12 protein-coding genes and 6 pseudogenes are annotated in these 20982 nt (G+C 57.9%); 14 read left to right on the top strand and 4 right to left on the bottom strand.

Translation table 11 applies throughout. From position 1 onward, the window contains the following. Positions 1-22: 22 nt before the first annotated feature. Both ACMTA2_RS12805 and ACMTA2_RS12800 read right to left on the bottom strand, forming a co-directional pair. Positions 23-1258: an aromatic ring-hydroxylating oxygenase subunit alpha gene (locus tag ACMTA2_RS12805; protein ID WP_413795130.1), complete on the bottom strand. Its 1236-nt coding sequence runs from the start codon at positions 1256-1258 to the stop codon at positions 23-25. A gap of 271 nt (positions 1259-1529) precedes the next feature. Further along, a complete protein-coding gene (locus tag ACMTA2_RS12800; protein ID WP_413795129.1) occupies positions 1530-2498 on the bottom strand; it encodes a LysR family transcriptional regulator in 969 nt (322 codons plus the stop codon). 332 nt (positions 2499-2830) lie between these two features. On the opposite strand from ACMTA2_RS12800, the gene ACMTA2_RS12795 reads away from it, so the two are divergent. From ACMTA2_RS12795 to gbdR, 11 genes and pseudogenes are all read left to right on the top strand, one after another. Next, the gene (locus ACMTA2_RS12795) at positions 2831-3991 is read left to right on the top strand and encodes a quaternary amine ABC transporter ATP-binding protein (protein WP_413795128.1); all 1161 of its coding nucleotides are present in this window, start codon (positions 2831-2833) and stop codon (positions 3989-3991) included. A 91-nt stretch (positions 3992-4082) separates the two neighbouring features. Further along, complete coding sequence (gene proW, locus ACMTA2_RS12790; RefSeq protein ID WP_413795127.1) at positions 4083-5036, top strand: glycine betaine/L-proline ABC transporter permease ProW; 954 nt, start codon at positions 4083-4085, stop codon at positions 5034-5036. Positions 5037-5092: 56 nt separating this feature from the next. Beyond that, entirely contained in the window at positions 5093-6109 is a 1017-nt protein-coding gene (proX, locus tag ACMTA2_RS12785) for a glycine betaine/L-proline ABC transporter substrate-binding protein ProX (protein ID WP_413795126.1), read from the top strand. A gap of 519 nt (positions 6110-6628) precedes the next feature. After that, positions 6629-7948 carry an NAD(P)/FAD-dependent oxidoreductase gene (locus tag ACMTA2_RS12780; RefSeq protein ID WP_413795125.1) on the top strand — a complete coding sequence of 440 codons (1320 nt, stop codon included), beginning with the start codon at positions 6629-6631 and terminating at the stop codon, positions 7946-7948. A gap of 123 nt (positions 7949-8071) precedes the next feature. Continuing rightward, positions 8072-8974, top strand: a complete 903-nt coding sequence (locus tag ACMTA2_RS12775; protein WP_413795124.1) for a dihydrodipicolinate synthase family protein — start codon at positions 8072-8074, stop codon at positions 8972-8974. Between the two features lies 1 nt (position 8975). After that, a complete protein-coding gene (locus ACMTA2_RS12770; RefSeq protein WP_413795123.1) occupies positions 8976-10466 on the top strand; it encodes an aldehyde dehydrogenase in 1491 nt (496 codons plus the stop codon). A 143-nt stretch (positions 10467-10609) separates the two neighbouring features. Next, complete coding sequence (dddP, locus tag ACMTA2_RS12765) at positions 10610-11956, top strand: dimethylsulfonioproprionate lyase DddP (RefSeq protein WP_413795122.1); 1347 nt, start codon at positions 10610-10612, stop codon at positions 11954-11956. A 58-nt stretch (positions 11957-12014) separates the two neighbouring features. Next, positions 12015-12923 (top strand): GlxA family transcriptional regulator, encoded by a 909-nt coding sequence (locus tag ACMTA2_RS12760; protein WP_413795121.1) that lies wholly within the window; start codon positions 12015-12017, stop codon positions 12921-12923. 115 nt (positions 12924-13038) lie between these two features. After that, positions 13039-14121 (top strand): annotated as a pseudogene (locus ACMTA2_RS12755) (HAMP domain-containing protein); the annotation flags it as partial. A gap of 324 nt (positions 14122-14445) precedes the next feature. Continuing rightward, a pseudogene (locus ACMTA2_RS31545) lies at positions 14446-14982 on the top strand (methyl-accepting chemotaxis protein); the annotation flags it as partial. Positions 14983-15003: 21 nt separating this feature from the next. Then, a pseudogene (gene gbdR, locus ACMTA2_RS12745) lies at positions 15004-15993 on the top strand (choline metabolism transcriptional regulator GbdR); the annotation flags it as partial. 248 nt (positions 15994-16241) lie between these two features. Here the strand turns inward: gbdR and ACMTA2_RS12740 are convergent. Next, positions 16242-16565, bottom strand: coding sequence for a hypothetical protein (locus tag ACMTA2_RS12740; protein ID WP_413795120.1), 324 nt, complete (start codon positions 16563-16565; stop codon positions 16242-16244). Between the two features lie 131 nt (positions 16566-16696). Between ACMTA2_RS12740 and ACMTA2_RS12735 the strand changes: the two are divergent. The 3 pseudogenes from ACMTA2_RS12735 to ACMTA2_RS12725 form a co-directional block, all read left to right on the top strand. Then, positions 16697-17017 (top strand): annotated as a pseudogene (locus ACMTA2_RS12735) (LysR substrate-binding domain-containing protein); the annotation flags it as partial. 368 nt (positions 17018-17385) lie between these two features. Beyond that, positions 17386-18445: pseudogene (locus ACMTA2_RS12730) on the top strand (2,3-butanediol dehydrogenase). Between the two features lie 76 nt (positions 18446-18521). Continuing rightward, positions 18522-20202, top strand: a pseudogene (locus tag ACMTA2_RS12725) (GMC family oxidoreductase). Between the two features lie 24 nt (positions 20203-20226). On the opposite strand, the gene ACMTA2_RS12720 reads toward ACMTA2_RS12725, so the two are convergent. After that, entirely contained in the window at positions 20227-20976 is a 750-nt protein-coding gene (locus tag ACMTA2_RS12720; RefSeq protein ID WP_413795119.1) for an SDR family NAD(P)-dependent oxidoreductase, read from the bottom strand. Positions 20977-20982 lie beyond the last annotated feature (6 nt).

Here is a 20982-nt window from a genome sequence, read left to right as displayed (position 1 = left end):
CGCCGGCCATTGTTGTGAGGAATCAAACCACCGATTTAAGCGGAATTTGGGCCTGGAGGCGCGTCAGCATGGTTTCGCAATACCAATCATCAAACTGGCACACACCATTTTCCGCAATGTCCGAAAAGGGTCCCGGTTCGTAAGTCGGCGAGGTGACACCGGCCTGCGTTCCTTCCACCAAACGACGGTCTTGATCGTTAGTGGCAAGCCAGACCTTCGTCAGCCGGTCAATCTCGTAGTCAACACCTTCAACCGCGGTATTGGGCACCAGCCATTTGGTGGTCACCAGTGTTTCGCCAGGTCCGATCGGGAGGACCCGGAAGCTCAATGCATGATCACCGAGGAAGTGGTTCCAGGTAGACGGGTAGTTAAAGTAGAGCAAGGCACCAATATCCGGCTCGCCGCTTTTATCCAGGCGTCCCGTCACAGCCGGTTTACCATCCATCGTGTAGCTCACCGCGCCCGCGGAAAGCGGAATGCGTGTCATACGAAAACGGCCATTCGGGTCCATGACCAGTTTGCTGGGCATACCCGCGGTCTCGCAGCGATTCCAGTGTGCGCTCAGTTCTGGATCATCTTCGCCGCCCACCCCGGCCACCGAAAGGTTCTCGACAAAGGAGTTCATTAATTCGGGATGCGTACCGTCACAGTGGAAGCACTCGCGATTGTTTTCAAAGACAAGTTTCCAGTTACCCTTTTCGACAAGGTTGGACTCGAAAGCGACTTTGCAATTGTCCAGGAAATGCGGGGCTATAAACGGACTTACAGCGTTCCTGAAACTTCCAAATTCCGGCGCCTTATCAGCGACGCAGACATAAATGTAGGTATGAACAATTTCACAATGAACAGGTTTCAGGCTGTATTGCGACCTGTCGAAGTCGGCGCCCATGTTACCGGCAAATAAAAGACTGCCGTCCAGTTCGAAAGTCCACTTATGATAAGGACAGACCAGTTTTGCAACTTTGCCCTGGGCGTGTTCGCACACTTTAGAGCCACGGTGACGACAGGCATTGTGAAAAGCCCGGACCTGTCCACTTTTATCCCTGACGATCAGGACTGGATAATCACCAATCTGCAACGTCAGGTATTGCCCGGGCTTTTCAAGCTCAAAGGTATGCCCGGCAAAAATCCAATCCTTGTGCCAGATCTGCTCGAGATCCTGACGAAAAACCTCAGGCTCGATATACAGTTCACGGGGAAGCGCGTGGCGGGCCTTGCGCTTTTTAATCAGGTCGATCACGGATGCTTTGATATTCATTATTATCCTCTACACATCAATCTGGCGGTTAATGGCAATACGCTCAGAAACGTGTCATGGCCAATGGCATATGCGCGATAAATCGCCCATTGCAGCCGCTGAAACGCATGTATCAGCCATATTTAACACGAAGGGTACGATAGCCAATCCGCTCGGCAAAACTACATTTTCGTTGCTCAACTGATAACTTGGCGTTATGACCCGGTCAATCCGGACAATACTTCAGCTACAATCGCGCTACCAACCGAGAAGATTTAAATGGAGAAAAAGTTCACACACCCCACCTGGAAAACTTCGAAAGAATCCAGTCCCGCACTCTCCGACAGGCATCTTCGTATTCGGTCCTTTCATTGCAGGCAACATAATGAAGGCTGTTTCGAAGCGTCACCTGATGCTCGACGGGACGAACGAGCTGGCCTTTCTCGACCATGGCCCCGACCAGCTGGTTCCAGCCCAGTGCGACGCCTTGATGGGTCAAGACCATGTTCATGATCAGGTTGTAATCATTGGCATGAAAAACAGGTGGACAGTCGGAAGGACGCTCATCGATATCCACGTTCAGAAAAGCCAGCCATACCCCCCAATCCACATGCTCAGCCACCCCCGACCGGCCATAGGGACTTAGATTGAGTAACGAAGAATCACGCACACCTTCAAGCGAGGTCAATTCGGGATGCATGTCCAAAAATATTGGGGAGCACACAGGATAAATAATGTCGTGGCACAACTGATAACTCTTATATCCATTCCCCACCTTGCGAATCTTTGAAATAATAATGTCCGGCTCTACGCCCGGTTCCATATTCACAAAGTTCTGTGTGGTAATCAGGTTGAATTCAATATCCGGATTAGCCGCACGAAACTCTGGAAGACGCTCTGACAGCCATAACGCAGAAAAGGCGGGTGAGCAACAAACGGTCAGGATATGTTTCTGCGTCGGCGCGGTACGAATCCTTTCGGCCGCCTGTGCGATATTGACGAACGACAGTTGCGCCGCCTCAAAAAAGATCTTCCCTTCGGCGGTGAGCTCTACAGTCCGCCCGGCACGCATGAACAGTTGAGCGCCCAACGACTCCTCAAGCTCTCGAATCTGGCGACTGATCGCTGCTTGCGATACACACAGTGCCTCGGCTGCCCGAGTGAAGCTTTCATATTTAGCGGCGGCGACGAATGCTCTGACGGCCCGAAGAGAAGGCATTCTAAGCAGCAGTGTATCGGGGTCAACGTGTCTGCTGAGCATGGTAAGTCCTCATCCCCCTTTCATCCGCGAAAGCCGCGGAGCGTAACTCAATAGCCTGGCCCAGGCCATACAAAGCGTCGTGATTGGGCCAAGGCGGTCGTTTCGGCGTGTCTCGATAACGTTAGGTTATCCATAAAGCCCTGTAAATGTTGTTGGATTTAAAATCCGGATACTTATAGATTGAAAAAAAGCCCGAACCCAAGGGCAAACAATAAAAACAAGGTCAATGTCATGCGCACATCAATCATTTATTCCTGCCCCCCTAAATTACCAACGCTCGAGCTCAATTCGATTTCGTGCGCTTGTAGCGTTACACGCAAAGGAGGGACGCGATGACCAGTGCAGACGAAATCATTTCTGTTAAGAACGTTTTTAAAATATTTGGCGCACAACCTGACGCGGCGATGAAAATGCTCGCCGCCGGGGCCAGTAAAAAAGATGTCTTTGAGAAAACAGGCCAAGTTATTGGTGTTTTCGACGCCAGCTTTGCGGTTAAGCGCGGCGAAATTTTTGTGATCATGGGGCTCTCGGGATCCGGGAAGTCGACGATGGTGCGATTGTTCAATCGCCTCATCGAGCCCACCTCGGGCAGCATTTATCTGAACGGCCGCGAAATTACCGGGCTGGCTGATAAAGCCCTTCTGGATGTCCGCCGCAAAGAGATGGGCATGGTGTTCCAATCCTTTGCCTTGATGCCGCACATGAGTGTCTTGGAAAACACCGCCTTTGGGCTGGAAATTTCCGGCCTCGGTGAAAAGGAACGGCATAGCCGCGCCAGGGAGGCCCTCAGCCAAGTCGGTCTTGCTGGACAGGAGCACAGTTATCCGCATCAACTTTCCGGCGGCATGCAGCAACGCGTAGGCCTGGCCCGTGCGCTTGCCAACGACCCGACCATCCTCCTGATGGACGAAGCCTTTTCCGCCCTGGACCCGCTTATCCGCAGCGAGATGCAGGGAGAGCTCATTCGCCTGCAAGCCGAGCAGAAGCGAACCATCATCTTCATTTCCCACGACATCGAGGAAGCCGTTCGTATCGGTCATCGCATCGCGATCATGGAGGGCGGCCAGGTGGTACAGATCGGTACCCCTCAAGAACTGATCAGTCAACCGGCCAACGACTATGTACGCACGTTCTTCAAAGGATTCGACAGCTCCCGGATTCTCAAGGCAGGCGACGTGGCCAGGCTCGATCCTGAATGGGTTCGCAAGCTGAACGGCCAAGCGCCACAGTTCAAGGCCGGCCTACCGTTTGGTTACTTGGTCGATGAAGGCGGGCAACTGCTCGGGGTCGTGGATATCGATACCAGCGGCGCAGGTGGCAGCACGCATTACACCCAGCACCAACAGCATCCCGTATTTACCGATACCCCCCTGCATGAAGTGCTGGAGATTGCGGCCAACCTGCCCTACCCGGTCCCTGTACTCGACCGTTCGGGGGCGCTCACCGGGACCCTTTCAAAGAGTGAGTTACTGCAAACGCTGAGCCGCCACTAATACAGGCGCGCCCCTACGCTGGCGCGTCCCTGACCTGAAGTACCTGCGGCCTTCATAACGCCGCTGCGGTGATGATGAAGAGGTAAGCCTGATGTCCGAGTTCAGTTTTCTCGATCCGTTCCAAGTCGCGACCATTCCATTGGGTGACTGGGTGGAAAGCACCCTGAATTTTCTGGTGCACAACTTTCGCGATGTGTTCCGCGCCATCCGCTGGCCGATTGACCAAGTACTGAACGGCGTCGAGTACACGTTGCAGAGCATCCCACCCAGCATTGGGATCATCCTGTCTTCCTTGCTGGGATGGCAACTCGCGGGTAAGCGCATGGCTCTGCTGTGTTTTGTGACGCTCACATTGCTGGGCCTTATCGGTGTCTGGTCCGAGTCGATGACCACGCTGGCGCTGGTACTGACTTCAGTATTCTTTTGCGCCTTGCTAGGTATCCCCCTGGGTATTCTCTGCGCCCGTAGCGACAACCTGGAGAGGATCTTGCGGCCCGTACTCGATGCCATGCAGACCTTGCCGGCGTTCGTTTATCTGGTCCCTGTCGTCATGCTGTTCGGCATCGGCAACGTGCCGGGCATCCTGGTGACGATTGTCTTCGCCCTCCCCCCTCTGGTGCGCCTGACGAACCTGGGCATCCGCCAGGTACCGGAGGACAAGATAGAAGCGGCCCGCGCGTTTGGTTGCACACCACGGCAGATGCTCACCCGTGTCCAGCTGCCACTGGCGACGCCGACCATCATGGCGGGACTCAATCAGACCCTGATGCTCTCGCTGTCGATGGTGGTCATCGCCTCGATGATCTCGGTGGGCGGCCTGGGACAGATGGTCCTGCGCGGCATCGGTCGCCTGGACATGGGCCTGGCCACGGTCGGCGGGACGGGCCTGGTACTGCTCGCCATCTTCCTTGACCGCCTGACCCAAGCCATGGGCGCGCGCACCGGCGCCGACCCGAGCCTGCGCTGGTATCACACCGGTCCCGTAGGTCTTCTGCTACGCCTGTTCGGCGCAAGACAGCCGGCGGGGCGGAGCAAGACCGCCTGAATCCCACTTTCGATCTGCCGCACTTGAAGAAAAAACCCAAAAAAAGGTACGCGACAATGTCTGAATTCAAGCTCTCCCGCAGCATTCTCAATTGCGCTACAGCCCTCGCCATTGCGGCCATGTCCCTGTGCGCGAACGCCTCGGCCAACCAACCGGGAGACGGGGTAAAGGTCACCCCCATCTTCCCTTCTATCGCCGAGGAACGATTCCGCGGTGAAGTGGCCATGGAGGGTCTCCGCGAGCTGGGTTACAAGGTGCAGGAGCCCAAGGAGACCGAGTACGGCGTCATGATGATGGCCCTGGGTAGTGGTGATGCGGACTTTACGGTGCACTTGTGGGACAAGTTGCACGATAAGTTCTACCAGCAGGCCGGGGGCGATAAGACCATGGTCAAGGCGGGCGACATCATGCCCGGCGTACTCCAGGGTTATTTGATCGACAAAAAGACCGCTGACGCCCATGGCATCAAATACATCACCGATCTGAAAAAACCCGAAATCGCCAAACTGTTCGACACCAATGGCGACGGGAAAGCGGACCTGACGGGATGCAACCCTGGTTGGGGCTGCGAGCTGGTCATCGCACACCACATGAAGGCCTATGGCCTCGAAAAAACGGTAACCGTCAACCAGGGTTCTTATTTCGCACTGATGGCGGACACCATCACTCGTTATAAGGAAGGGCAGCCGATTCTCTACTTCACCTGGGTCCCACAGTGGATCGCCACTGTTTTGGTTGAAGACAAGGACGTGGTCTGGCTGGAAGTACCGAAAACCGACTTGCCTGATGGCAACAATACTGTCGACACGATGTACAAGGGCAAGAACCTTGGCTTTGCAGTAGACAAAGTCCAGGCTGTGTTGAACAAAGACTTCGCTGACAAAAATCCGGCAGCCTTGAAGTTCCTTTCGGTGATGCAGATTACTACCGCTGACGAAAGTGCCCAGAACCTGAGAATGCAACAGGGCGAGAAAAAGCCTGCGGATATTCGCCGTCACGCCAAGGAGTGGGTAGCCGCCCATCGGCAGCAGTTTGATGCGTGGTTGCAAACAGCTCGCGCTGCGGCGAAATAAGCTAGCCATGGCCTGAGGACCTCGGTGGGGCGAGTCGGTGACTGGCTCCACTCTATAAATAGTTTATCCGTTCGGGCGAGCGACTCACACAATGGAGTCTTACCTCGAATCCACTCCCTCTTCCCGCGTGCGTTTCTCTTCAAAAATTTCTTGGTATTTCCGGCTTTTTGAAATGCTTTGTTCGACGCGACTTATAACGAAGGGTTATCGATTCACTCTCGTAAATGTCGTTGGATGTTTCGCAGCAACCCGAATAAGTTTGGGCCAAGCTTTCGATGTAAACCGGTATGGATCGATACCCAAGAACTTCAAAAATACGGTAATAGCGTCTAGCCACGCGATCGATCGAAACTGTAACGATTAATAGCTACGTCTGTTGAACGCTTGGCTTCATGAAATGACAGAGTTTCGGCTGGCAGCATACGGTGTTTCAACTGTTGGACACGATCACCGAACACTTTAGTACCCGGTCTTTTTGCATGACTGGCGTCGGATTGGTTGAATGAACAGGATCTTGAAATGTTGAAAGTCTCTTCGTTACCTGCCGATGATCAATCTTGCGGGTGGTATCACTTGAGCAGGGGGCGCCAGGTCAAGCCCGCCCATCAAGGTCATGGCAGCGCACGTTGGGTGATTGTCGGTGCCGGCTTCACAGGGCTTGCCGCCGCCCGGCAACTCGCGGCTCATTTCCCCGACGATGACATCGTGTTGATCGACGCTCAGGAAGTCGGCTTTGGCACTTCCGGGCGCAACGCCGGGTTTGCAATTGATTTACCCCATGACATCGCCGCAGAAGATTACATCGGTGATATCGCCACTGCCAAAACAACCTTGAAACTTAATTTGAGCGGCCTGAGCTATTTAAAAGAGTTGGTTGAACGCCACAACATCAATTGCCAGATGAAGCATTGCGGTAAATATCAGGCGGCCGTTGAACCACGGGGTATCGCCGTCCTGGAGGCCTACCGTCGCGGACTTGATAAGCTCGATCAGCCCTACCAGATGATCGAGGCTGACGAACTACCCGAACATATCGGCACGCATTTCTACCGCAAGGCCTTATTTACGCCAGGGACTTCCTTGCTTCAGCCGTCGGCGCTGGTCAAAGGTCTTGCCGACAGCCTTCCCAGCAACGTGACACTGTACGAAAACACTGCGATCACTCATGTCGAGTACGGCACCAGGTCGGTGCTCAAGCACGCCGGAGGCTCAATCACCGCCGACAAACTGATCCTGACCAATAATGCCTTTGGCATGAGTTTCGGCTTCCTGAAGGGGCGAATGCTACCGGTGTTCACCTATGCCAGCCTGACCCGCCCCATGACCGAGCAAGAGCAAGCTCGCCTGGGCGGCCTGCCTTATTGGGGGGTGATTCCTGCGGACCCATTCGGCACCACGGTACGTCGCACTCCGGACCACCGCCTGTTGATCCGTAACAGTTTCAGCTTCAACCCGGACGGGCGCAGCGATTCAAAATACTTGAAACGCTTTGTCGCCCGGCACCAGGCCTCTTTCGAACAACGCTTTCCCATGCTGCCTGAAATGAACTTCGACTATACCTGGGGCGGCGCACTGGCTCTTTCACGTAACCATATGGGTTATTTCGGTGAACTTTCACCCCATGTCTATGGAGCACTGTGCTGCAACGGACTGGGTGTTACTCGCGGGACGGCCACCGGCAAACTCTTGGCGGATTGGCTGGCCGGCGAACACTCCGAACTTATTGATTTCGTCTTGAAATCACCCGGCCCCAGCCCTAATCCACCCGCCCCGCTGGTTTCAGCGGGCGTCAATATAAGTTTGCGCTGGGGGCAATACCGCGCTGGAAAAGAAAGTTGACCATATCGAAGAAGACGTGGAGCCGCTCGCTCGATCCTTTGCGAGCGGTTCTCTTGGTTAAAAAGGCTGCGCTGACTGGCTAGCGCCGCTTGATAGGCAGTGACACTAACTGGAGCGAGATCAATGAAGTTTGAAGGCATTTACACACCGGCCGTTACGCCCCTGACCTCAGACGGCAGTATCGATAAGACAGCCTTCGCCGAAGTCCTGGAGTATCTGGTCGACGCCAAGGTACACGGCATCATTATCGGCGGCTCGACCGGCGAATATTATGCCCACACCGCCCAGGAGCGTTTCGACCTGGCCGCCCAGGCCAAGGACGTGCTGCGCGGTCGCCTGCCGCTGATCGTGGGGACCGGCGCCATCCGCACCGAAGACTCGGTCGCCTACGCCGAAGCGGCGAAGGCGATCAAGGCCGATGCGCTGCTGGTGGGCTCACCGCCCTATGCACTGCCAACGCAAAAGGAAATCGCGCTGCACGTCAAGGCAGTGGACCGCGCCGCCAATCTCCCCATCATGCTTTACAACTATCCAGGCCGCATGAGCGTGAGCATGGGCACGGAGTTCTTTGATGAGGTCCGTGATGTGAAAAACATCGTCGCCATCAAGGAAAGCTCCGGTGACATGGCGCAGATGCACCGTCTGGCCTGCAAGTACCCGCACATCGCTCTGTCTTGCGGCTGGGACGATCAAGCCTTGGAGTTTTTCGCCTGGGGCGCCCGCAGCTGGGTATGTGCCGGTTCCAACTTCATTCCTCGTGAACACGTCGCGCTGTACGAGGCCTGCGTGGTCGAGAAGAACTTCGACAAAGGTCGCCGCATCATGGCGGCGATGATGCCGCTGATGGATTTCCTGGAAGGTGGAAAATTTGTCCAGTCCATCAAGTACGGCTGTGAACTGAACGGCTTGAGCACCGGTGGCCTGCGCGCCCCCCTGCACGGCCTGGACCTTGATGAGAAACAGGCGCTGCAAAGTGTCGTCACCGAGCTCAAGCGCAACATCGCGCAAATCACTGGAGGTGCATGAGATGGCTGATTTACTGACCAAGGAACAGTACGCGGCCATCGCCGCCAGGTTGCAGTTTCCTACCCAGGCATTCATCAACGGCGAGTTCCGCGATGCGCTCTCCGGAAACACCTTCATCACGACGAACCCTGCCACGGGTGAACAGCTTGCAGAAATAGCGGCTTGCGATACCCGTGACGTCGACGTTGCCGTGGCTGCCGCCAAGCAAGCGTTCGAGGACGGCCGCTGGCACAAGCTGTCGCCCGGCGCACGCAAGCAGGTGCTCCTGCGTTTCGCCCAATTACTGGAAGACAATGCCCATGAGCTCGCGGTGCTGGAAAGCCTGGACAGTGGCAAGCCGGTCAGCGAATGCCAGAACGTCGATGTGCCCGACACCATCCATACCTTGCGCTGGCATGCCGAGTTGATCGACAAGGTGTACGACAGTACCGCGCCGACCGGCCACGGGGCCGTAACAATGGTGGTGCGCGAAGCGATCGGCGTGGTCGGCCTGGTCCTGCCTTGGAATTTCCCGCTGTTGATGCTGGCCTGGAAGATTGGTCCGTCCCTGGCCGCCGGCTGTTCCATCGTGGTCAAGCCCGCCAAGGAAACCACCCTGACCGCGCTGCGTGTCGCCGAGCTGGCCCATGAGGCTGGTATTCCGGCCGGCGTATTCAACATTACCCCTGGCGGTGGTCGCGAGGCTGGCGAGGCAATCGGCCGGCACATGGATGTGGCGATGGTCAGCTTCACCGGCTCTACCGACACGGGCCGGTTGTTCCTCAAGTACGCGTCCGAGTCGAACCTCAAGCGCGTGGTGCTGGAGCTGGGGGGCAAGAACCCCGCCGTGGTGATGAATGACTGCGAAGACCTCGATCAGGTTGCCCAGTATGTAACGGCCGGTGCTTTCTGGAACATGGGCGAGAACTGCTCGGCGTCGTCGCGGCTGATCGTCCATGAAGACGTCAAGGATGAGTTGCTGCAACTGATCGGCAAGCACCTGCGCGATTGGAAAATGGGTGACCCGCTGGATCCGCAAAATCGCCTCGGGGCCATGATCAGCAAAACGCATTTCGAGAAGGTGCGTTCGTATCTGGAATATGCGGCCGAGCAGAAACTCAATGTGCTGCAGGGTGGCGAGACCGAGTCCGGTGTGTTTGTGCAGCCGACGATCATCGATGGCGTTGAACGTGACAGTCGCCTGTTCATCGAGGAGATCTTCGGGCCGGTACTCAGCGTGACCAGTTTCAGTTCGATCGACGAGGCCATCGAACTGGCCAACGACACGGTCTACGGCCTGGCGGCATCTGCCTATACCGGTAGCCTGCGTAACGCCTTGCGGCTGTCGCGGGAAATTCGGGCGGGCGTGGTCACGGTCAACTGTTTCGGTGAAGGCGACGCCTCCACGCCGTTCGGCGGCTACAAGGAGTCCGGTTTTGGTGGTCGCGACAAATCCGTCTGGGCACACGATCAATACACCGAGCTGAAAACCATCTGGATCGATGCTTCGTAACCTGATCGAGCACGGGCTGTACTGACAGCGTTCAGCACACCGGTCACCGCTCCACGCAAGCGGTGATCGGATCAGGTACTCAAGCACTGATCCGTTATTCAAGCCCGTTGAGCCTTCTAGCAGATTGAACATTGGACGCCACCATGACCACTTCACCTTTTTCGATTCCAGCCAATGCTCGGCGTATCGACCCCGCCAGACAGCGTGCAACCGCATTAAAAAAAGATGGCTCCGTCAATGACAACGACCGCGTCGAAATAGGCCCCACTCCCCTGGCGTTTGCGGAGTGGGAGCGTTTGGGCCTTGAGCCGCCCCATTTACCCACCCTGCGTAGCTATCGATTGCAGCGAATAGTCGATCAGTTGGTCGTCCGAGACCTGGGCGGCATTCTGCTGTTCGATCCCCTGAATATCCGCTACGCGACCGACACCACCAACATGCAACTCTGGACGACCCATAACCCGGCGCGGGCATGCTTCGTCGCCGCCAGTGGGCACGTCGTGTTGTGGGATTTCCATGGCTGCGATCACCTTTCCGCGCACTTGCCGCTGGTAACAGAGTTGCGCAGCGGCGCGTCTTTTTTCTTTTTCGAGACCGGCGAGCACACCGATCGACACGCCAGGCATTTCGCCGCCCAACTCGACGAGTTGCTGCGCCAACACGCCGGAGCCAACCGCCGGCTTGCGGTAGACCGAATCGAAGTCGCCGGCGTGCGCGCACTGGATGCCCTGGCGATCAAGATTTGCAGTGGCCAGGAAGTGGCCGAATTCGCGCGCATGATCAAGGGCCCGGATGAAATCAAGGCGATGCGATGCGCAGTGGCCTCGTGCGAAGCCTCGGTGGCCGAAATGCATCAGGCAATGCGCGCCGGCGTGACCGAAAACGATGTCTGGGCCGCCCTGCACGCCGGCAATATCCGCCGTGGCGGCGAATGGATCGAGACACGAATCCTCAGTTCCGGTCCTCGCACCAACCCCTGGTTCCAGGAGTCTGGCCCAAGGGTGTTGAGCGACGGCGACCTGTTGTCGTTCGACACGGATCTGATCGGCACCTACGGCATGTGCGTGGACATGTCCCGCAGTTGGATTTGTGGGGGACTTGAGCCCACGGCCGAACAGAAGCGCCTGTATCGAATTGCCCATGACCATATCACCTACAACAGCGAGCTAATCAAGCCAGGCGTGCGCTTCACGGAACTGACCGCCAAGGCCCATCGGCTGCCAGAGTCCTGCCGCGCCCAGCGGTACGGCGTGCTGTTCCATGGTGTCGGCCTCTGCGACGAGTACCCCTGTGTCCGCTACCCCGAGGACCTGGAATCCTACGGATACGAGGGCGAGCTGCAAGCTGGCATGGCCCTGTGTGTCGAGGCGTACGTGGGTGAAGTGGGCGGCCGCGACGGCATCAAGTTGGAGAATCAGTTGTTGGTCACTGAAACCGGCTATGAATTGCTGACGCATTACCCCTTCGACGACAGCTTTCTGCGCATATGAAGCTTGATTGATGAGTCAGTCAACTGAGGGTCATAAACCATCAAGCATAGGATTTCTCTTGCTTGATAACTTCTCCCTGACGTGTTTCACGCAATGCCTGGACGTGCTCGTGACGGCCAATCTGATCCGGCCAGGCTCGGTAAAAGTCCATACATTCAGTCGAAACGACTCCGAAGTCGTCAGCGACCTGGCCATCCCGATCAGGCCGGATACCCCCCTGACGGACATCAGGATCGCCGCCCTGGATCTGATGATTGTCTGCGGTGGGTTGCGCACGCCGAGAGTCGTGCCTGACGGGTTGGTGAAACTATTGAACAAACTCGCCAGCATGCCCATCGCGCTCGGTGGGCTATGGAATGGCGCCTGGTATCTGGGCAAAGCCGGGTTATTGGATGGCTACCGCTGTGCCATTCACGCAGAACAACGAATCGCGTTATCCGAGTTCTCACCTAACACGAACGTTACGTTGGACGCCGTGGTATTTGATCGAGACCGGCTTACGGCGGCGAGCCCTGCGGGCGCTTTTCAAATGATGATGAAGTGGCTCCACAAAGTGCTTGATCAAAAAGTCGCAAACGCGGTTTTTGATCTGTTGGATCATGACCAATCCAGATTCCGTACTGCGGTACAAGCCCAAGATGGCAAGGTCAGTGCCCCGCTACGAGAAATCATCACGTTGATGGAGTGTAATTTGGAGGAACCGCTAGGCCCGGATCAACTTGCCGAGTGTGTTCAACTATCAAGACGTCAGGTCCAACGTCTTTTCCAGGAACAATTAGGGGTCCCTCCACAGCGTTATTACTTGGAACTACGACTTAAAGGCGCCCAACGCCTGATACAAAACTCACGCCTGACGATCATCGATGTTTCGATTGCCTGCGGTTTTGTCTCAACCCCCCATTTCAGTAAATGCTACAGCTCTTTTTTTGGTTATCCACCCTCCAGGGAAAGTCGCCACGAACTATGAGCGCTGCTGGGAAAGTGACTCGCGAATGAGCCCTCCCCTCGCCCCAACATTGAAACACTCACCACCGCCACAGTCTCTGCCGTTCCAATACCTATAAATACCCGCGGGAGAAGTCATGAATATCAAACAGAAACTGACGTGGGCGTTCGCGGCCATCGCCTGCCTCCCGGTAGCCCTGGTGGCCGTGCTCGTTGTGCTGAACCTGCGCGACGCCGCCGAAGCCAGCTTCCTGGACAGCAGCGGCCGTGAAATCCGTCAGATCGACCATGGCATGAAACAGTTCTTCGACGGCATCAGCCAAAACGTCGAGTACATCGCCAAGGATCCACGGGTCATCGCGGCCAAGGGCTTGAAAAACTATTCCGGTGCCGACGCCGCACAAGCGCCCTTCCCCGAGATCAACCAACAGCTTCTGGGTATCTTCGAAAGATTCGCCAAGAGCCACCCGACCACCGCCTACCTTTCCCTGGGGATGAACGACGCCGGCTACGCCACGTGGCCTGATGATCCCAAAATGTCCAACTACGACCCGCGCGTGCGCCCTTGGTACAAGGCGGCCATGGCCGCCCCGGGCACCACCGTTCGCACGGGCGCCTACTACTGGGCACCGGACGATGTGTCGCTGATTGGCACCGTACGCACCGTTGCCGACGCCAGTGGCAACCCGGTGGGTGTCGTCGGCCTGGATGTGTCGCTCAAGCAACTGACCGAGCTGGTCAAGAACATCAAGCTGGGCGAAAGCGGTTACCTGATACTGCTCGAGGCCAACGGCAACGTTTTGGTCGATCCCAGCGATGCCAAGCACAACTTCAAGCCGCTGGCCGACCTTGGACCCAACTATGCCGCGCTGGCCAAGAGCAGCGATGGCGTGACCCAGATCGAAATCGACGGCGTGCCCTACATGGCCAACGTGATCACGTCCAAAGACCTGGGCTGGCACTTCATCGGTCTGATCAAGCGCGATGAAGTGATGGCCGAGGCCGCGAGCCTCACCTGGTTGATCGCCGTCATTGCCGCTGCGCTGGCCGTGGTCTTTGCCATCGTCGGTACAAGTTTCGCCAGCGTCATCGTGCGACCGATTCGCAGTGTTGCCAACGGCCTGCAGGAAATCGCCGAAGGTAAAGGCGACCTCACCCGCAAGCTCATCGTGCAAGGCAAGGACGAAACCGCCACCCTCGCCAGCTGGTTCAACCAGTTCCTGGGCATGATCGTGGAGCTGGTGCAGCGCATCGGCAGCGCCTCGTCCGACCTGCAAAGCGCCGCCGCCGATACCAGCCACGTGGCCCAGAACATGAACGAAGCCGCCGGGCGCCAGCGTCAGGCCGTAGAGCTGGTGAGCACCGCGTTCAACGAAATGGTCGCCACCGCCAACGAAGTGGCCCGCTCTTGCAGCCAGGCCGCCTCCAGTGCGGACGAAGGCTATCGCGATGTACACGACGGCCAGCGCCACATCGGCGAAGCCACGGGCAGCGTGCTGAAACTGAGCGAGGACCTGCAACAGTCGACCCAGACCATGCAGGCGCTGGAGCAGGACAGCAAGAACATCAACACCATCCTCGACACCATTCGCTCGATTGCCGAACAGACCAACCTGCTGGCCCTCAACGCCGCCATCGAGGCCGCGCGGGCCGGCGATCAAGGTCGTGGGTTCGCCGTGGTCGCCGATGAAGTGCGAGCGCTGGCCCGGCGCACCGCCGATTCCACAGGCGAGATCGACAGCCTGCTGGGCAACCTCGCGCGGCGCACCCAGGAAGTGACCCAGCAGATGCAGGGCAGCCTCCAAGTGTCGCAAACCAGCGTCGAGCGCATCCAGCAGGCCCGCGACAGTTTCGACAAGATCCGCACCTCGGTGGACTCGATCCGCGACCAGAACACCCAGATCGCCACCGCCGCCGAGCAACAGCACCAAGTGGCCGAAGACATCAACCGGCACATCACGCAGATCCATGCCGATGCGCAGTTGGTCGAAGAATTCGCTCACTCGGCACAGACCGGCTCGGGGCGTTTGACGGATATCTCCGGGCAGCTCAAGGGGTTGGTTGGACGCTTCAAGTTCTAATTCGCACAACCTGAGGCAGATATGCCCAAAGAGGAGCGCAACATCGTGTCTACTTCGCAGGACCCTGCCCCCCGATCCGTCGGATTCCTGTTGCTGGATGACTTTACGTTCATCTCCCTGGCATCGGCCATAGAACCCTTGCGCATGGCCAATCAACTCTCCGGCAGAGAGTTGTATCGATGGTTCACGCTGAGCAAGGACGCAAAGCCCGTGCGTGCCAGTGCCGGCTTGCAAATAACGCCCAACGCCAAAATGGAAGAGGCCTCGGCGTTAAGTACCGTGATCGTGTGCGGCGGGATGAGTGTTCGGGACAGCGTCAGCGATGAACATGTGCTTTGGTTGCAGCACCAGGCCAGCCTGGGCTGCAAGTTGGGCGCCATCTGCACGGGGAGCTGGGCCTTGGGCAAGGCCGGACTGCTGGATGGACACCGCTGCAGTGTTCATTGGCAATGCCTGGCGACAATGCGCGAAGCGTTTCCCGGAGCGGATATCACGACACACCTGTTCTCCATCGACAGAAGCCACCTGACCTCTTCGGGTGGCACGGCGCCGATGGATATGATGTTGCACTTGATCAGGAGCGAGCACGGCCGTGAATTGGCCGCGGCGATCTCCGACATGTTCATGTACGAACGCATGCGAGATGATCAGGATCAACAGCGGATACCGCTCAGGCATACATTGGGCGAACAACAGCCCAGGTTGCAAGCGGCCGTCATGTTGATGGAGGCCCATCTGGATGTCCCTCTTGTGCTCAACGCGCTGGCCTTCAAGGTCGGTATTTCACGTCGCCAACTGGAGCGGCTGTTTCATAAGTACCTGGACGTCTCTCCGTCGCGCTACTACCTCACTCTGCGTCTAGTCCGGGCACAACAGTTATTGAAACAGACCTCATCGCCCGTCCTGAAAATAGGCGCGCTGTGCGGCTTTGGTTCAGCCGCCCATTTCACCAGAAGCTATCGCGGCTATTTCGGCGTAACGCCTCGTGATGAACGCGCTTCGTCGAATACCCATGGGACAATCCCAACGAACTCCCGGACAGTCACCGCCTTCACGTAGACGGTGACCGTTTTTTGATGGGGCTCGAACACACATTGCTTTTATCCATTAAGGATTGGCGTTAGACGGCCTCGACAGCCCGCCGGTGAGTGTAACTGGTGGCAAAACAACCGTATTTATATTGACCGCAGGTGTAAGGCGTGTATTTGGCCGTTTTATCGTTTTCGATCCCATTTCCCGAGCGATGTAATCGAACGGTCTTACAGACGGCTAAACTGCTCCAGCAGGTCGACGGGAACGCTGATCCCATCATTCTGTGCGTTGGTCGTTGAATGTTGCCGTTTCCATCCCGGCCTGTGGATGCCCAACTGCCTCAAGCGGGTCAGTTGATTTGAAAGCCGCTGCTCGAATCCCGTTGGAAAGAAGTCCGGCGCCAGGAGCAGGACCAACAGGCCACAGCCAGGTGTCTGGGCTCCCTGATTGAACGCCTGCGTATCCAAGGCCCAGTTGGCGCCCTTGAGCCCCGCCGCTAGAACCTCGACAATAAATCGGTCGAGATGAATCACAACGGCGGCATTAGACAAGAGGCAATCGACAAAGGCCCGCGTTTGCTGTGCTGCAGCAAGCCCACTTCTGACCTTATCCTTGGTATTAGCCTTGCCTCCCTCATTAGGTAGTCACCGCACACGGCTTTTGCACTATCCCGTGGGCTCAGCACCGGGACTGGAGTGGCTGGAAAGAATGGTTCCAACGCCTTGGTTACCCAGCGCCAGAACCTCGCCGGCGCATCAATATCAACAGCTACGCCATGCTGATTCAGTCAGCGCTGGCTGGCCAGGGAATCGCCCTGGCCTGGTCGGACCTGCTCAGCAATCACTTGCAAACCGGCAACCTCGTGCGGCCGACGCAAGCCATCCTGCGTACCGATGCACAGTTCTGCCTGCTGGAACCCCAAGGCCGGGCCCCGAGCAGGCAAAGCGTCAACCGCTTCCATCAGTGGCTGATGGCGCATCTGGCGGCGACGGTCGACGTCTGAGCGATCGTCTAGGCCAAGGATGGCCCCTACAGCGGGGCCGTGGTCACCGGTTTCAAGCAAGGTATGTTCGGACATTTTTTTCTCGTCGAACGTTGCGTGGAGTTGCCGGACTCAGGCAGCGGAACCGGGCGTCCTTTAATTAACATCTTAATAATAGCTGCCGTCAATCGTCCTTCTGTCGCCAGGCGGTGTCCGCACAACGCAAATATCTTGGCCGCCAAGGTCAAACCCGCCCTCCCCGCGCTGTTTATAGTCGGCTTCACCGACAACCATGACAGACGTTAATCATTCCCGAAGCCGCTAACCGCGCCTGCCTTGTTAGCTCGTCGCAGTGGCCTGGACACCCATGTTCTACAAGGAAACCAACCATGAAAGCACTGCGTTGGCATGCCGCCCGCGACCTGCGTCTGAGCGACGTTGAGCTCCAAGCGCCAGGGGTAGGTCAAGTTGAACTGCAGGTCGCCTACTGCGGAGTTTGCGGCAGTGACCTGCATGAATATTAGGACGGTCCGCACTCGATTCCCCAAACCGAGCCCCACCCCTTTTCGGGATGCCGGCCCCCCTGACACTCGGCCACGAGTTCTGCGGTGTCATCAGCGCCATCGGTGCCGGTGTCACGGATCTGGAGATCGGTGACCAAGTTGCAGTGGAGCCTGAGTATCGCTGTGGCGAATGCCGTTATTGTCGGGAGGACGCTATAACCTGTGCGAATCGATGGGGTTCATCGGTCTGATGGGCGACGGTAGTTTCGCCGAACGGGCGCTGGTACCCGCTAATATGCTGCACCGCCTTCCTGACGACGTCAGCTTACGCCAGGCCGCAGTGCTCGAACAGGCTGCCGTCGCTTTGCACGCCCTGCGCCGTAGCAGCCTGGCGCCCGGGGATCGCTGTGTCGTGTTTGGACTCGGCCCGATCGGTTTGTTGCTGGTGATGCTGGCTCGTCTGCGTGGCGTGGTGGACATCACAACGGTCGATATAAGCCCGGAACGATTGGCCCTGGCCGGGGAATTCGGTGCCAACCGAGTCATCGACGCACGCGAAGGTGATTTGGCTGCAGCGCAACTGCGAGAAGGTGCCGCTCCAGACTGCGTCTTCGAAGCCGCGGGTAGCCAAACCAGTCTCAATGCGGCCCTGGCTTGCCTGCGTAAGGGCGGAGAGTTGGTCCTGGTGAGCCTGATGGGCGAGATCCGACTGGACGCCTTCGACCTGGTCAACCGGGAGCTGAGCTTGATCGGTAGCGTGGGTTACTGTGACGTCTATCCCGAGCTCATTACCCTGCTCGCCGACGGCCGCCTCGACCTGGCCCATGCGGTGACCCGTAGCGTATCCCTTGAGCACGCGGTGGAGCACGGCTTCGAAGCCCTGCTCAGGGACAAGTCGCAGATCAAAATATTGGTCAACCCCAATCCAGCCTTGGCCAACGCCTAAAAGAACAATACCGCCATCAGCCGCGACCTGTCGCGCCCAAGCGTGGTGATCAAGAACACCCAATAAAGGTGCCCACATGACATTCACTGCCCCCTGTGCCTTCGACTACATCGTAGTGGGCGCCGGCTCTGCCGGCTGCGTCCTGGCCAACCGGCTTTCTGCCGATCCCAGCGTCTCGGTCTGACTGGTTGAGGCCGGCCCCAGCGACCATACACCGCTTCCTGGCGGTTATATCCGCGTCCCAGACGGGATCATCCGCTTGATTGCCAACTTGAAGTGGAACTGGATGCATCGCTTCAGTGCCCAACCCGGCACTGCCAACCAGTCTATTCCCAGCCCACGCGGCAAGGTCTGGGGGGCTCCAGCGCGATCAACGGGATGATTTACATCCGCGGCGACCGCCACGACTACGACCGTTGGGCCGCCTCAGGCAACCGAGGCTGGAGCTACGACGATCTGTTGCCCTATTTCCGCCGCTCCGAGCATTTCGAACCCGGTGAGTCACCCTGGCACGGTCGCGGCGGTGAGCTGAATGTGGCCGAGCAGCGCAGCCCTAGCTCGATCAACCCAGTGTTCTACCAGGCCGGGAAGGAAATGGGCTGGGCCTATAACGCTGACTTCAATGGCGAGCAGCAGGAAGGCATAGGCCCCTTCCACGTCACGCAGATCAATGGCGAGCGTTGCAGCGCCGCACGCGCCTTCCTTCACCCCATCCTCCACCGATCCAATCTCACGGTACTGAGTAACACGCTGACCCACCGGGTAATGCTGGAGGGCAAGCGCGCTACTGGTGTGGAGGTTTTTCACGCCGGCCAAGTGACGCAATTGCAAGCACGCCGAGAGGTGATCCTTTGCGCCGGCTCGATCAACTCGCCACAACTGCTGTTGCTCTCCGGCATAGGCCCGGGCGCTGAACTGGCGCGCCACGGTATCGTCCAGCATCACGGACTGCCGGGGTTGGCGAGAACCTGCAGGACCATCAGGACATCGTGCTCATGTATCGCACCGGAGCCGAGCATGGCTACGGCCTCAGCGCCCAGCCCAAAAGCTGGCTGCCGCTGCTGCTTTCGCCCTGGCAGTACCTGTTCGGGCGACGCGGTCCCATGACCTCCAATACTGTCGAGGCTGGCGGTTTCCTTCGCCTCAATCCACAGGCGCAGACACCCGAGCTCGGGGTGATCGTGGCGCCGGCGCTAAAAAACCAACCGCAACGGTTAATCCCGCTGGGCCACGGTGTCAGCTTCCACGTCTCCCTGATGCATCCGCAGAGCCGTGGCCGGGTCCGCCTGGAGTCCGCCATTCCCCACGCCAAACCGTTGATCGAGGCCAACCTCCTGAGCCATCCAACCGATGTCGACATGCTGGTGGAAGGCTTCAAGCTGATTCGCAAGCTGGCGACAACGCGCACCCTCACTCGCCGCCTCAAAGGCGAGTTGGTGCCCGGGCCGCAGGTGGCCAGCCGCGACCAGATCGAGCGCTGGATTCGCGCCAACCTTGGCACCGTTTCCCACCCTGTGGGTACCTGCAAGATGGGCCACGACGAACTCGCGGTCGTTGATGACGAACTTCGCGTGCGGGGTGTGGAACGGTTGCGGGTCGCCGACGCGTCCATCATGCCGACGCTGATTACCGGCAACACCAACGCTGCGGCAATCATGATCGGCGAGAAAGCGGCAGACCTGATCCTGGGCAGGGCAGCGCCTGGTGGCGATAATAGTCTGCGACCCGAACGCGCGCCCCACGCTGAGCAGGTTTGACCGCCTCTGCTTCTGAGTAAAACCCTACACTTGTCCCAGGCCGCCATCGACCGGCAGATCGATGCCGGTCACAAACGAGCTGTCGTCACTTGCCAGAAACAGCGCGACGGTGGCCGCCTCCTCCACGCGTCCGACCCGGCCCATTGGCATCGCCTGGAGCAGCGTCGGCAGCGCTTGCTCAATCACTTCGGCCGGAACGCCCAGCTTCCCGAAAATAGGGGTTTCTATCAAGCCAGGACTGATTGAGTTCACGCGGATCTTCCGGTCCTTGAGATCCGTCGTCCAACTACGGGCAAACGAGCGCGTCGCGGCCTTGGTCGCCGCATAAACCGAATGCAACGGTGAGCCCTTTTTATGCGCGACCGACGCGTTGAGAATCACAGAGGCCCCCTCGCTGAGCAGCGGCAGCGCTTTTTGCACAGTGAAAAACAGGCCACGGACATTCGCGTTGAATTGCCGGTCGAAGTCCTCCGGCGTCACCGCCTCGAATGGCGCAAGATTGTTGACCCCCGCGTTGGCGAACAACACGTCGATCCTGCCAAAGCGCTGGCCGACTTCAGCATAGAGGGCGTCCAGCGCGTCCAGATCGGAAACATCCGCGACGATGGCCACGGCGCTTTCGCCAATGTCGGCAGCGGCGTTATCGAGGGCGGATTGGGTGCGGCCGACGATGACGACATTGGCGCCTTCCTGGGCAAACAGCTTCGCCGAGGCGAGGCCGATGCCGCTACCGCCGCCGGTAATGACCGCGACCTTTCCAGTGAGTTTTCCCATTTCATT

This window comes from Pseudomonas medicaginis (genome assembly GCF_965119365.1).
GTDB lineage: Bacteria > Pseudomonadota > Gammaproteobacteria > Pseudomonadales > Pseudomonadaceae > Aquipseudomonas.
Note: the sequence above shows the minus strand (reverse complement) of the source record. Positions and strands in the feature narration are given on the sequence as shown.

Excerpts from the sequence above, each read along its gene's own strand:
- ACMTA2_RS12805 (WP_413795130.1), bottom strand. The coding sequence starts at position 1,258 with ATGAATATCAAAGCATCCGTGATCGACCTGATTAAAAAGCGCAAGGCC.
- ACMTA2_RS12800 (WP_413795129.1), bottom strand. The coding sequence starts at position 2,498 with ATGCTCAGCAGACACGTTGACCCCGATACACTGCTGCTTAGAATGCCT.
- ACMTA2_RS12795 (WP_413795128.1), top strand. The coding sequence starts at position 2,831 with ATGACCAGTGCAGACGAAATCATTTCTGTTAAGAACGTTTTTAAAATA.
- proW (WP_413795127.1), top strand. The coding sequence starts at position 4,083 with ATGTCCGAGTTCAGTTTTCTCGATCCGTTCCAAGTCGCGACCATTCCA.
- proX (WP_413795126.1), top strand. The coding sequence starts at position 5,093 with ATGTCTGAATTCAAGCTCTCCCGCAGCATTCTCAATTGCGCTACAGCC.
- ACMTA2_RS12780 (WP_413795125.1), top strand. The coding sequence starts at position 6,629 with ATGTTGAAAGTCTCTTCGTTACCTGCCGATGATCAATCTTGCGGGTGG.
- ACMTA2_RS12775 (WP_413795124.1), top strand. The coding sequence starts at position 8,072 with ATGAAGTTTGAAGGCATTTACACACCGGCCGTTACGCCCCTGACCTCA.
- ACMTA2_RS12770 (WP_413795123.1), top strand. The coding sequence starts at position 8,976 with ATGGCTGATTTACTGACCAAGGAACAGTACGCGGCCATCGCCGCCAGG.
- dddP (WP_413795122.1), top strand. The coding sequence starts at position 10,610 with ATGACCACTTCACCTTTTTCGATTCCAGCCAATGCTCGGCGTATCGAC.
- ACMTA2_RS12720 (WP_413795119.1), bottom strand. The coding sequence starts at position 20,976 with ATGGGAAAACTCACTGGAAAGGTCGCGGTCATTACCGGCGGCGGTAGC.